Origin of the sequence: Staphylococcus sp. 8AQ, from assembly GCF_902506595.1 — a bacterium.
In the GTDB taxonomy this organism is placed as follows: Bacteria; Bacillota; Bacilli; order Staphylococcales; family Staphylococcaceae; genus Staphylococcus; species Staphylococcus pasteuri.
Genome location: NZ_LR733871.1, coordinates 1087435 through 1100924 on the forward strand (window position 1 = coordinate 1087435; position 13490 = coordinate 1100924).

Here is a 13490-nt window from a genome sequence, read left to right on the forward strand (position 1 = left end):
TGTTCACCCCATTAATTCTTTTTCATAACTTAACGCGCTCAATGCATATAGTGGCGCTGTTTCTGCCCGTAAAATTCTTGGTCCTAAACCAACTAACTGTGAATTTGATTTTAACATTGACACTTCTTCATCAGAAAGTCCGCCTTCTGGACCAAATATAAGTAATACACGATCTTGTGGCTTAAATTGTTTTAACATGTGTTTGAAATGACTATTTTCGTTATGTTTGGCTTGTTCTTCATAAGCAACAAGAACATAATCATACTGAATTATGATATCACAAATTGCCTTTGAATTCGATAGATAATTAATTTGAGGAATTGTTAATCTATAGCTTTGTTCTGCAGCTTCCTTGATTATTTTTTGCCATCGTTCTAGTTTTTTAGAGATTTTTGCATTGTTTAATTTAACAATAGATCGGTCCATTTCTACTGCCAAAAATTCACTGGCACCTAGTTCAGTTGCTTTTTGAATCATCCATTCATATTTATCAGCCTTAATCAAACCACTGCAAATAGTAATATGTTGCGGTAACTCAGTATTAATTTCTTGCTTTTCGATTAATTCTAACTCTATATTTTGATCAGATATATTAGTTATTTTACACGTATAAACATTTTTATCATTAAATGTGATTACTATTTTATGTCCTTCAGAATGGCGCATTACATTTTTAATATGATGCATATCTTCTTTATCTGTAATAAAAAAACGCTGACTTTCATCAGCGTTTTGATTAATAAAATATCTTTGCAAATTAGTCACTCACTTTCTGACCAACGATACATACCCAACCGTTGTCATGTTGAACTGAAATAATTTTAAAACCTACACGCTTCATATGTTCTTCAATTTCTTCATATTTTTCTTCAATTATACCTGAAGTTATAAAGTAACCTTCTTCATTGACTGTATTATAAGCGTCTTCAATCATTTCATCAATAATATGAGCTAAAATATTTGCAATGACAATATCAAATTTTTCATTTTCATCTTTTAATAAATTACCAGGAACAGCTTCAATCTCATTTAGACAATGGTTTTTTTCAAAGTTTTCTTTGGCTACATTAACAGCCATTTGATCAATATCTAATGCCTTTATCCTTTTAACACCTATCAAATGACTAGCTATACTTAATATTCCAGAACCTGTACCAACATCGATGACACTGTGTTGTGGAGTCACATATGTTTCAATAGCTTTTAAACACATACTCGTCGTTGGATGGTCTCCCGTTCCGAAAGCCATACCTGGATCTAATTCTATAAGTAACTCTTCATCTGATTCTTTATTGTAAGTTTCCCAACTAGGAACGATAGTAAATTTATTAGATGCTCGGAAAGGATGAAAATAATTTTTCCATTCATTTTCCCAATCTTCTTCTGCAATTGTAGTTTCACTTATATTAAAAATAGATTTATCTATATCTTTTAATGCTAGAATTTCTTCTTCAATACTAGTACGTAAATTCTCATTAAAATTCACTTCATTGAAATAAGCTTTTAAACGTACTCCCTTTTCTGGATAGTCCTCAGGTTTAAGTTCATAAATTTCACCGAACTTATCTTCTGGGGGATTGATTAAATCATTTGAGTCTTCTACTACTACTCCGTTAGACCCGTAGTTCTCAAGTATATCAGTAACCAAGAATTCAACCTCATGATTAACTACGATCGAAAGTTCCGTCCAATTCATTTTTGTTATTCTCCTTTGAAGAATCTTCTAGCTTTATCTTTAAAATTTGAATGCTGTTCATTTAGTTCTTCACCATTAATATCAGCAAATTCTTTCATAATTTCTTTTTGTCGTTCAGTCATTTTAGTTGGTGTAAGCACTTTAATGTTTACAAATAAATCACCGTGTCCATAACCATGAACATTTTTAATACCTTTATCTTTAAGGCGGAATTGTTTACCTGTTTGAGTTCCAGAAGGAATAGTTAATACAACGTTACTATTTAAAGTTGGTATTTTCACTTCGTCACCTAGTGCTGCTTGAGGGAAACTAATATTTAAATCATAGTAAATGTCGTCTCCATCACGTTTAAACACTTCAGAAGGTTTAACTCTGAATACAACATATAAGTCTCCACTTGGTCCTCCGTTTACACCTGGTGAACCTTCGCCAGCTAAACGAATTTGTTGTTCATTATCGACACCTTCTGGAATAGTAACTTCTAATTTAACTGTTTTATTTTCAGTACCTTTACCGTGACAAGTTGGACATGGCTCTTCAAATTCTTGTCCACTACCTTCACATTTAGGGCAAACTTGTTCAGTTCTAACTCTTCCTAAGATCGTATTTTGTTCAACTGAAACAGAACCTGCTCCGTTACAATAGCTACATGTTTTTTTCTTAGTACCAGGTTTAGCACCCTCACCATCACATGTATGACAAGTTACATCTTTACGAATTGAAATCTCTTTCTTACCACCGAAAACTGCTTCATCAAATGTGATCGTCATAGTATATTGCAAGTCGTCACCTTTGCGTGGTGCATTTGGATCTCTTTGTCTAGAGGCACCTCCGAAGAATGAACTAAATATATCTTCGAAACCGCCGCCACTGAATCCACCAAAGTCACCGCCGCCAAATCCTTGGCTGCCGAAACCACCTTGTGGACCATCATGTCCAAATTGATCGTAATTTGCTCGTTTGTTATCATCACTTAAAACTTCGTAGGCTTCAGATATTTCTTTGAATTTTTCATCTGCGCCTTCTTCTTTATTTATATCAGGGTGATATTTTTTTGATAATTTTCTGTAAGCTTTTTTAATTTCGTCTTTAGAAGCACTTTTACTTACCCCTAAGACTTCATAATAATCTCTTTTGGCCACAGTAACCTCTCCTTTTTTACTAACAAGATAAGTTTAACTAATTCATAACAACTATCCAAATAAAAAGCCAAAGCCAATGTACAATTGACTTTGACTTTTTTAAAATAGCTTTAATTGAAGTTGATTAGTTCGACTTAAATATTATTTTTTATCTTCGTCGTCTTTAACTTCTTTAAATTCAGCATCTTCTACAGTGCTATCTTGATTTTGTTCACCAGATTCACCTTGAGCTTGTTGTTGTGCTTGTTGAGCTTGTTGGTAAACTTTTGCTGATAAGTCTTGAACAACTTTTTCAAGTTCTTCTTTTTTAGCTTTAATGTCTTCAACATCTTCGCCTTCAAGAGCAGATTTTAATGCTTCTTTTTTGTCTTCAGCATTTTTCTTATCTTCTTCACCGATATTTTCACCTAAGTCGTTAATAGTTTTTTCAACTTGGAATACTAGGCTATCTGCTTCGTTTCTTAAGTCTACTTCTTCACGACGTTTTTTATCAGCTTCAGCATTTTCTTCAGCGTCTTTTACCATACGATCGATTTCATCGTCTGATAATGAAGAGCTTGATTGGATAGTAATATTTTGTTCTTTATTAGTACCAAGGTCTTTTGCAGTAACATTTACAATACCATTTTTATCAATATCGAATGTTACTTCAATTTGAGGTACACCACGTGGAGCTGGTGGAATGTCTGTTAATTGGAAACGACCTAATGTTTTGTTATCTGAAGCCATAGGACGTTCACCTTGTAATACATGAATATCTACTGCTGGTTGATTATCAGCTGCTGTAGAGTATACTTGTGATTTTGAAGTTGGGATAGTAGTATTACGTTCGATTAACGTATTCATACGTCCACCCATGATTTCAATACCTAATGATAATGGTGTTACGTCTAATAGTACAACGTCTTTAACATCACCAGTGATTACGCCACCTTGAATTGCTGCACCCATTGCTACTACTTCGTCTGGGTTTACACCTTTATGTGGATCTTTACCGATTTCTTTTTTAACAGCATCTTGAACTGCTGGAATACGTGTTGAACCACCAACTAAGATGACTTCATCAATATCTGAGTTTGATAATCCAGCATCTTTCATTGCTTGACGAGTTGGTTCCATTGTACGTTTGATTAATGAATCTGCTAACTCTTCAAATTTAGAACGAGTTAAGTTGATTTCTAAGTGTAATGGACCACTTTCACCAGCAGAGATGAATGGTAATGAGATTTGAGTTTGAGATACACCAGATAAGTCTTTTTTAGCTTTTTCAGCAGCGTCTTTAAGACGTTGTAAAGCCATTTTATCTTGTGATAAATCTACACCGTTTTCTTTTTTGAATTCTGATACTAAGTGGTCAATGATTACTTGGTCAAAGTCATCCCCACCTAATTTGTTGTCACCTGCAGTTGAAAGTACTTCAAATACGCCGTCACCTAATTCTAAGATTGAAACGTCGAAAGTACCGCCACCTAAGTCGAATACTAATACTTTTTGATCTTGTTCAGTTTTATCTAAACCATAAGCTAATGCAGCAGCTGTTGGTTCATTGATAATACGTTCTACTTCTAAACCAGCAATTTTACCAGCATCTTTAGTTGCTTGACGTTCAGCGTCATTGAAGTATGCAGGTACTGTGATAACAGCTTTATCTACTTTATCACCTAAATAGCTTTCAGCAGTGTTTTTTAAGTTTTGTAATACCATTGCTGAAATTTCTTGTGGTGTGTATGATTTACCTTCTATATCTACTTTGTAATCTGTACCCATATGACGTTTGATAGATTGTACAGTATTTGGATTAGTAATAGCTTGTCGTTTAGCTACTTCGCCGACTTGTGTTTCACCATTTTTAAAAGCCACAACAGATGGTGTTGTACGAGCACCTTCAGGGTTTTGAATAACTTTTGGTTCGTCACCTTCTAATACTGCTACACAAGAGTTTGTTGTTCCTAAGTCAATACCGATTACTTTACTCATAATAAAATTCCTCCAATTGTTATATTTATGTTTTCAATGTTTTTTCGCCAATATTATTGGTTTACTTTAACCATTGATGGTCTTAATACTCTATCTTTTAATTTGTACCCTTTTTGTAGTTCTTGAGTGATAATACCTGAACCATATTCAGGATTGTCATCTTGAACTACTGCCTGGTGTACATTAGGGTCAAATTCTTGCCCTTCAGATTCAATTTCTTCAAGACCATTGTCTTTTAAGGCTCTTAACAGACTTTCATGAACCATTTGAACGCCTTTTTGAAGTGATTTAAATGATTCATCTTCACCTTCAATTTGTAGTGCACGTTCAATATTGTCGATAGTTGGTAAAATATCTGTTAGTACACCTTGAGATTGATACATTTTATTGATTTTATTTTCGTTCTGAATTCTACGTTTATAGTTTTCAAATTCAGCATATAATCTTAAATATTTCTCTTCGTTGTCATTTGCTAACTTTTGTAAGTCATTAATTTCTTGATCTTTTGGATCAATGCTTTCATTATCAGTTTCTTCAGAAGAAACTGTTTCATTGTTTGATTCTTCTTGCGTTTCTACATCTTGCGTATTATTAGATTCAGTGTTATCAACTGAAGTCGCTGTTTCTTCAGATTGTGTATCTGTTGTTTGGTTGTCTGTTTCTGTTTCAGTATTTTGTTTCACTGATTCATCTTTTTCTGTCATTTTGTGCCCTCCAATACAATTCTAATTACGTTACCAAATTCGGTTAAGTAATTGAATTACATTTTGATAATGCATCGCAGTTGGTCCAATAACCGCAATTTGACCTTTGAGTTTCTCATCAAAGTGATACTGTGTTGATACTATTGATATATCACTTAAATTTTCATCTATTTCTTTACCAATTTTTACATTGATTTGAGAATTGGATATATCATCTAATAATTCAATAATTCTATTTGATTCGATATACTGCAAAATTGGTTGAATAGAAGATACATTAGATTCATTCAATGCATCAATCAGTTTAACCTTTCCACCCATGTAAATGCTATTACTTTGATTGGAAATGTGTAAATTCATCATTTTAACTAATTCTTTAATGAATTGTGCTTCATTTTGAGTTTGTGCGAATCTTTCTATTTCATCAATTTGACCTTTAATTAACTTATTATATTGATTTGATAGGAAATTGGATATCTTATTCAATTCATCATTAGTTAAAGGTAATTCAGATGTAAGATGCACATTTTCAACATAGCCTGATGAAAATACTAAAATCATTATTATTAAATGATTATTTGCTCGAATCAAATGAATATTATTAATAATGTCTTGATTATGGTTGGGACGAACAACCAACGTTGCATATTGAGACATCATAGATAGTTCATTTGCAAAATACGTTAATGCAGAAGAAGTATCATAATGATTCTCAATCATTAACTGATTTAAACGTTGAATTTTGTTTGAGTTTTGATGAGATGTTTGTTCTAATAATTGATTTACATAGTATCTAAAACCTAATTCGGATGGTGACCTTCCTGAAGATGTATGAACCTTTTCAATGAAATCCATATCTTCCAGTTGTTTCATTTCATTCCGAATTGTCGCTGGACTTACATTTAAGTCGTGACGATCAATTAAAGTTTTAGAACCAATGGGTTGTCCATAATCAACATAATCTTCAACAATTGCATTAAGAATGCTTAATTGTCTATCTGTTATCATGTTTTCACCTCATTAGCACTCTTTTCTCTTAAGTGCTAATTATAATTTATCAAATTGGTCAAAGTAAGTCAACGTTAAAGCATTAGAAATTTAAATTTATTTTAGATATTTAATAAAAATGCTTCAAAAACCTCGTTACCAATGACTTTACCTCTCTCCGTAAGATAAATATAATCTGATTTTTCCTCAATCAACTTTCTATTTTTTAAATCATTAATAGTTTGACCAAATACATTTTCAATTGATGTATTAAACTTCTCATTGAATTTAGTCATACTAACGCCTTGATTTAATCTTAGTCCTAAAAACATCTCTTCTTCCATTTGCTCATTTATAGTTGGTTCAGTTTGAGTAAGAAGAGGTACTTCTTCATTTTTAATAGCTTTAATATAATGATTAACAGGGTTAACATTTGTATAACGTACTCCATTTGTATATCCACTTGCGCCCGCACCGAAACCATAATATTCCTCATTTAACCAATAAACTTTATTGTGTTCAGATTCGTGTCCTTCAATAGCAAAATTTGAAATCTCATATTGATGGAATCTTGAATTTTCAATTTTATGCATTAATAATTGATACATTTCTGCACCTAAATCTTCGTTAGGTAGTTTGAGATGACCTTTCCTATACATATTATAAAATTGGGTTTTGGGTTCTAGTATGAGTCCATAACTAGATATATGATCAATATCCATTTGCATTGCTAAATCTAAACTATTTTCAAAATCTTGAAGAGTTTGTTGTGGTAAATGATACATTAAATCTAAACTAATAGATTCTATACCAGCATCTCTAGCATTTTTAACTGCATTATAAATATCTTCGGTTTTATGTGTTCTTCCTAAAATATTTAGTAGTTCTGGTTTGAACGTTTGTACACCCATTGATATGCGATTTACACCATAAGATTTTAGTAATTTCACTTTCTCAAATGTAAGTTCATCTGGATTTGCCTCAAAGCTGAATTCGCCTTCAATATTAAATAGATTATTGATTCCTGATAATAATTTTGTAAGTTGATCTATATTCAATGCAGTTGGCGTACCTCCACCAACATACATCGTTTTTAAATTGGTATTTGAATGTTTAGTACGTCTTTCCATTTCTAATAGTAATGAATCCAAATAGTCATCAACTGGTTGCTTATCAATAAAATATTTATTGAAATCACAATAAGTACATATTCTGACACAAAACGGTATATGAATATAAGCACTTTGTATGGTCAATTTAATTCCTCCACAAGATATGACTTTATTTTTATTAAAAAATTAGAGGCGGGATAGAATTAAGTTAAAAATCAATTCTGGTCCCACCTCGTATCAAATGTAAATATTTAAATCTTAATTAAAAAGTGTTTTTAAATACAAAATCACACTTAATAACGTCATTATTATTCTTCATCCATTTTAAGTACTGCTAAGAATGCATCTTGAGGAATCTCTACATTACCAACAGCTTTCATTTTAGCTTTACCAGCTTTTTGTTTTTCTAAAAGTTTACGTTTACGACTAATGTCCCCACCATAACATTTAGATAATACGTTTTTACCCATAGATTTAATGTTTGTACGTGCTACTATTTTTTGACCAATTGCAGCTTGTACAGGTACTTCGAATTGTTGTCTAGGGATTAATGTTTTTAATTTTTCAACTAGTGATTTACCACGTTCATATGCAAATTCTTTGTGGACTATAAAGCTAAGCGCATCTACTTTTTCACCATTAAGTAGGATGTCCATTTTAACTAAATCACTTTCTTTATTTTCAATAAATTCGTAATCAAATGATGCATAACCTTTAGTATTAGATTTAAGTTGATCAAAGAAATCAAATACAACTTCTGATAAAGGAATTTCATAAACGATGTTAACTCGAATGTCATCTAAGTAATCCATATTAACAAATTGGCCACGCTTACGTTGACATAGTTCCATGACTGCACCCACATAATCATTAGGTACCATCATTGTTGCTCTAACATATGGTTCATAAATTTTTTCTATACGATCACGTTCAGGCATTTGTGCTGGGTTATCAACTGTGACTTCAGATCCATCTTTTAGTATACATTGATAAATTACTGATGGAGCAGTTGCAATCAATTCAATTCCAAATTCACGTTCGATTCTTTCTTGAATGATTTCCATGTGTAACATACCTAAGAATCCAGTTCTATAACCAAAACCTAAGGCTTGTGATGATTCTGGTTCGAATTCTAATGAAGCATCGTTTAATTGTAGTTTTTCAAGCGCTTCACGTAAATCATTATAATTTTTATTATCAATTGGGAATAAACCACAATAAACCATTGGATTCATTTTTTTATAACCTTGTAATGGTTTCTCAGCAGGTCTATTCGCTAAAGTAATAGTATCACCGACACGTGAATCATCAACATTTTTAATACTTGCAATGATATAACCAACATCACCGACAGTTAATTCGTCCACAGGTAGTTGTTTGGGAGTATTAATACCTACTTCAGTCACTTCAAATTCTTTACCTGTTGCCATCATTTTAATCTTATCTCCAGCTTTTACTACGCCATCAATAATTCTAATTGATGAAATAACACCGCGGTACGGATCATATTCTGAATCAAAAATTAATGCTTTTAATGGAGCTTCTGGGTCTCCTTCAGGTGGTGGGACAACTTCTACAATTTTTTCAAGAATTTCTTCAATACCAATATTAGATTTTGCACTTGCAAGAACTACATCATCTTGGTCAAGACCAATAACATCTTCAAGTTCTTGCTTAACTCTTTCAGGTTCAGCTGCTGGAAGATCAATTTTATTAACTACTGGTAATAGTTCTAAGTTATTATCTAAAGCTAGGTATACATTAGCTAGTGTTTGTGCTTCTATACCTTGTGCAGCGTCGACTACTAAAATAGCACCTTCACATGCAGCCAATGATCTTGAAACTTCATATGTAAAATCGACATGTCCAGGTGTATCGATTAAATGGAATGTATATGTTTCTCCATCTTTAGCTTCGTATTTTAATCTAACAGCATTTAATTTAATTGTGATACCACGTTCTCTTTCTAAATCCATTGAATCTAACAATTGATCTTGCATATCTCTAGTTTCTACTGATTTCGTATTTTCAAGAATTCTATCAGCTAAGGTAGATTTACCGTGGTCTATATGAGCTATAATAGAGAAATTTCTAATCTTATCTCGTCTATTGTATCGTTCTTGCTTATCCATTATATCCTTCTCACTTTCATATTTATAACCCGTATTTGTACATCTTTGATATGATAACGTTTTTAAATTGTAAATGCAAACATCTAATTAATCGTTTAAATAAACCATTTACTTTGATAAACTAATACTTATATTGGTTTAAGTTTAACATTGCATACTTTATTATAAAGTGTAATGAACTTAATTCCAATACTATAATGTGATATTCATTTATTAGCATAGCCATTAAATAAATGATTGCACAAAGATAGTACATTTGATAAAATATTTCTTGTTGTAATCAAATATAATTTAATTTGATAAGTTAGTTCACTTTTAGGAGGTGACAGTAATGCCAAACATTAAATCTGCAGTTAAACGTGTTAAAACAACTCAAACTGCTGAAGAACGTAATATTTCTAAGAAAAATACTATGCGTACAGCAGTTAAACGTGCGAAATCAGCTATTGAGACAAATGCCGATAACAAAAATGAATTAGTAAGCTTTGCTATTAAGCAATTAGATAAAGCTGCTCAAAGCAACTTAATCCACTCAAACAAAGCTGACCGCGTAAAATCACAATTGATGAGCGCTAACAAATAATTATAAATAAAAGCTAGTTCACCTATTAGGTCGAACTAGCTTTTATTTTTTTATGTAACAACAAATCAATCTTATAATGATAAAATAAACAATTCTAAAATCAATTGTTTATCCATGTAAGACGATTTCAATTTATAATCAGTTTCTGCACAAGAATTTATAATATTTAAAAGATCTTCTAACTGATAATGTCTTACCTGCCCCAATGCTAATTTCACTCTATATGGATGGACATTGACTGTTTTAGCTATTTGTTGCCCACTATATCCTTTTTGACTTAAAATCTTACATTGGTAATATAACCTATAATTACTAGTTATCAATGCTAATAATTTAATTGGTTCTTCCTTCATATTAATTAAATCTTTGACCAATTGTATCGCTTTATTTTTTTGACGTTTTTGAATATATTCCGTTAGTAGAAACACATTTTGTTCTAAACTACGATTAATGATTAGATTCACATCATCTTTATTTATAGTTGGTCTATCACCTAAAAATAGCATTAATTTATCTAATTCTTGTGAGATAATATTAAAATTAATACCAGTTAACTCAATCATATTATTAAGTGCGTCTTGTTTTATATCCTTAAAATTGTCATTTAATTTTGATTGAATCCATTTTTTTATTTCTTCTTCAGACATTTGTTCAACTTTTTTTAATTGTCCATTTTTCTTGAGTGTTTTGGTTAATTTTTTTCGTTCATCTAATTTATTTTGAAATACTTCAAAAACTATAAGGTTTGCACCATCATATTTTTCAATAAATTCAAGTAATTGATCGGTATTTTGATTCAATTCTTTGGTAACCTTTTCACCCGTAAAGACATATGCATTCTGAACTAAAATTGCTTTTTTATCTGAAAAAAATGGCATTGTTAATGCTTCTTCAATGATTGGTGTAATTTCAGTTTCATATAAATTATATTTCACATAGTTGAAGTCATCTTTTTCTGCTTGTAAATATTTATTTATCATTTCTGAACTCTTTTTCTCAACTAAGTCTGGTACCTCTCCATATACCATAATGATATTGTCAGACATGCATTACACCCTTTCCATATAGTTCACATTAAGAAATTATATCACGTAATAAACTCTAACCTCTACCAATTTATTTTTGTTGCTTAGTTGATATTGATAAATCTGTATCTAGTTTAACAGTTATCTCCCCGTTTATTTGGGTATCTAAAACTTTACTTCCAGATTGACGTAAACGTGTAATTACTTCTTGATTTGGCAAATGATATTTATTACCTTTACCGCTTGATATAAGACTTATTTTTGGAGTTATGTGTTGTATTAAATTTGCAGAATTACTTGTTTTACTGCCATGATGCGCAACTTTCAAAATATCTATTTTAGGTAATTGATATCGATTTAACAGTAGTTCCTCATTATTAATAGTCATATCACCAGTAAGTAAAATAGTTTTATTTTTATATTTTAATAATGTAACAATTGAGTGTTCATTTTTATCGTCGCTTTCTTGAATATAAGTATCTAAAAATTCAAGTTTCCCATCTTTAATAGATAAAGAGTTGAGTAAGTTAATATCCATGAAATTGATACCATTTAACTGACAAATACTTTTAATATTTTTTAGGACATTTTTAGGATAACTTGATGGCTCTATAATAATATTTTTGATGTTTATATGATTACTTAAATATGATAATTCACCCATGTGGTCTAAATGAGGATGTGTAATAATTAAATAATCAATTGTAGATATCCCCTTGGCTTTTAAACTTGGTAAAATCTTATATTTGGTTATATTATTATTAGATTTAGTGTGACTGTCAGTTAGTTTTCCACCAGTGTTAATCATAATATTTAGATTGTACTCAGTATGAAATAAAATGCTGTCTCCCTGACCAACATCTAACATTGTTAACTCTGTTTCTGAAGGCCTCGATGTATATATAATTATTATAATGCTAAGAAAAATTATCGAAACAGACGTTAAAATATTTCTTTTAACGAATAAAAATAATGAAATGAACACAGAAATTATTAAAAACACTATTGCGAAAGTGTTTAACTCAGGAACAAAAATTCTAATGTACTTTAATGAAAGAAATAAAGAAAGAAATAGATCATGTATACGGTAACTATAATTTATTACTGTATTTAAAATTAATAAGTGGGTTGTGAAGTGGCTAAGAAAGAAAAATATAATCGCTAGCGGAAAGATAATAAGGCTATATAAAGGAACGAAAATTAAATTTGAAACTAATCCTATCCATTGAATTTGATTAAAATAGTAGACAGTAATTACTGACGCTCCTAATTGAGCTATAATTGTCACTGACATTAATAATTTTAGTCCAGTAAGTTCCTTTAATAATGGTGTAGAAATTATAAGGAAGAATGAAATAAAAAAGCTAAACTGAAAACCAATATCAAAAACTATTAGTGGATTGATAAAATACATTAATATAAAAATAAAAGAGATTATATTTAATGGTTTGCTTTTAAACTGTCTAGGAAGAATGAGTATAATAATGCCGACTAATATAGATCTAACTGCGCTAGGAGCAAAATCAGTATAAAAAGCATATAGAGGTAATATAAGTAGAAGTAAAAGCTTAATTAATAAATATGGTGTGTTCAATCTCACAAAAGCGGAATGTACTAAATAAATAATTGCAGCAACATGTGAACCACTTACTGCAAGTAAATGATAAATTCCTATTTCTTTAACATCGTCAATAAATGATTGATTTAATGTTGATGTGTCACCAGTAATCAAAGCTAGTAACCTATCGTGATAAACATTTTTTGTTTTACTCATTTGATTCTGAATATAACTTTGATGTTTGGCTATAGGATTAATTTTCTTGTTTTGTGTACAACTATTTAAATCTATCTGTTTAATAAATATTATAGACTGATTCGAATTTAATAACTGTAAATCTCCATTTATAGCACATCTATAATTATCAATATTCAATCGATTATAATCACCTTGATGTCTGTAATAAAACTTTACATTGTGGTCATGCCATTCAAGGAGTCCTTTATAGATATTACTTTCTTTGTTTAATTTAATAAAAGTTACTGCTTCATTAATATGTTTACTATTCTTAATATTTAGCATTTCTTGTTTATGTTTAGCAAGTGCTAAATTTAACATTAAAACACTAAGTAAT

Annotated in this window: 11 protein-coding genes; 1 reads left to right on the forward strand and 10 read right to left on the reverse strand. The window is 30.6% G+C overall.

From position 1 onward, the window contains the following. Positions 1-3: 3 nt before the first annotated feature. The 8 genes from GVY01_RS05320 to lepA all read right to left on the reverse strand — a co-directional run bounded on the left by GVY01_RS05320 (position 4) and on the right by lepA (position 9750). Positions 4-756, reverse strand: a complete 753-nt coding sequence (locus GVY01_RS05320) for a 16S rRNA (uracil(1498)-N(3))-methyltransferase (protein WP_017636284.1) — start codon at positions 754-756, stop codon at positions 4-6. Between the two features lies 1 nt (position 757). Beyond that, positions 758-1696 (reverse strand): 50S ribosomal protein L11 methyltransferase, encoded by a 939-nt coding sequence (gene prmA / locus GVY01_RS05325; protein WP_017636285.1) that lies wholly within the window; start codon positions 1694-1696, stop codon positions 758-760. Positions 1697-1701: 5 nt separating this feature from the next. After that, the gene (dnaJ, locus tag GVY01_RS05330) at positions 1702-2838 is read right to left on the reverse strand and encodes a molecular chaperone DnaJ (RefSeq protein WP_017636286.1); all 1137 of its coding nucleotides are present in this window, start codon (positions 2836-2838) and stop codon (positions 1702-1704) included. 141 nt (positions 2839-2979) lie between these two features. Continuing rightward, positions 2980-4815, reverse strand: coding sequence for a molecular chaperone DnaK (gene dnaK / locus GVY01_RS05335; RefSeq protein ID WP_017636287.1), 1836 nt, complete (start codon positions 4813-4815; stop codon positions 2980-2982). A 53-nt stretch (positions 4816-4868) separates the two neighbouring features. Next, positions 4869-5519: a nucleotide exchange factor GrpE gene (gene grpE, locus GVY01_RS05340; protein WP_017636288.1), complete on the reverse strand. Its 651-nt coding sequence runs from the start codon at positions 5517-5519 to the stop codon at positions 4869-4871. Between the two features lie 30 nt (positions 5520-5549). Beyond that, a complete protein-coding gene (gene hrcA / locus GVY01_RS05345) occupies positions 5550-6527 on the reverse strand; it encodes a heat-inducible transcriptional repressor HrcA (RefSeq protein ID WP_017636289.1) in 978 nt (325 codons plus the stop codon). A gap of 101 nt (positions 6528-6628) precedes the next feature. Beyond that, positions 6629-7762 (reverse strand): radical SAM family heme chaperone HemW, encoded by a 1134-nt coding sequence (gene hemW / locus GVY01_RS05350; RefSeq protein WP_017636290.1) that lies wholly within the window; start codon positions 7760-7762, stop codon positions 6629-6631. Between the two features lie 164 nt (positions 7763-7926). Further along, a complete protein-coding gene (gene lepA / locus GVY01_RS05355; RefSeq protein WP_046466746.1) occupies positions 7927-9750 on the reverse strand; it encodes a translation elongation factor 4 in 1824 nt (607 codons plus the stop codon). Positions 9751-10081: 331 nt separating this feature from the next. Here lepA and rpsT point away from each other — a divergent pair, with 331 nt between their 5' ends. Further along, complete coding sequence (gene rpsT, locus GVY01_RS05360; RefSeq protein ID WP_002451849.1) at positions 10082-10333, forward strand: 30S ribosomal protein S20; 252 nt, start codon at positions 10082-10084, stop codon at positions 10331-10333. A 71-nt stretch (positions 10334-10404) separates the two neighbouring features. Here the strand turns inward: rpsT and holA are convergent, their stop codons facing one another. Together holA and GVY01_RS05370 are read right to left on the reverse strand one after the other, a co-directional pair. Next, complete coding sequence (gene holA, locus GVY01_RS05365) at positions 10405-11379, reverse strand: DNA polymerase III subunit delta (RefSeq protein ID WP_108017224.1); 975 nt, start codon at positions 11377-11379, stop codon at positions 10405-10407. 70 nt (positions 11380-11449) lie between these two features. Next, the gene (locus GVY01_RS05370; protein ID WP_236549865.1) at positions 11450-13474 is read right to left on the reverse strand and encodes a DNA internalization-related competence protein ComEC/Rec2; all 2025 of its coding nucleotides are present in this window, start codon (positions 13472-13474) and stop codon (positions 11450-11452) included. Positions 13475-13490: the final 16 nt, after the last annotated feature.

Coding starts and splice junctions, on each gene's coding strand:
- prmA (WP_017636285.1), bottom strand. CDS start 1,696: ATGAATTGGACGGAACTTTCGATCGTAGTTAATCATGAGGTTGAATTC.
- dnaK (WP_017636287.1), bottom strand. CDS start 4,815: ATGAGTAAAGTAATCGGTATTGACTTAGGAACAACAAACTCTTGTGTA.
- grpE (WP_017636288.1), bottom strand. CDS start 5,519: ATGACAGAAAAAGATGAATCAGTGAAACAAAATACTGAAACAGAAACA.
- hrcA (WP_017636289.1), bottom strand. CDS start 6,527: ATGATAACAGATAGACAATTAAGCATTCTTAATGCAATTGTTGAAGAT.
- lepA (WP_046466746.1), bottom strand. CDS start 9,750: ATGGATAAGCAAGAACGATACAATAGACGAGATAAGATTAGAAATTTC.
- rpsT (WP_002451849.1), top strand. CDS start 10,082: ATGCCAAACATTAAATCTGCAGTTAAACGTGTTAAAACAACTCAAACT.
- holA (WP_108017224.1), bottom strand. CDS start 11,379: ATGTCTGACAATATCATTATGGTATATGGAGAGGTACCAGACTTAGTT.
- GVY01_RS05370 (WP_236549865.1), bottom strand. CDS start 13,474: ATGTTAAATTTAGCACTTGCTAAACATAAACAAGAAATGCTAAATATT.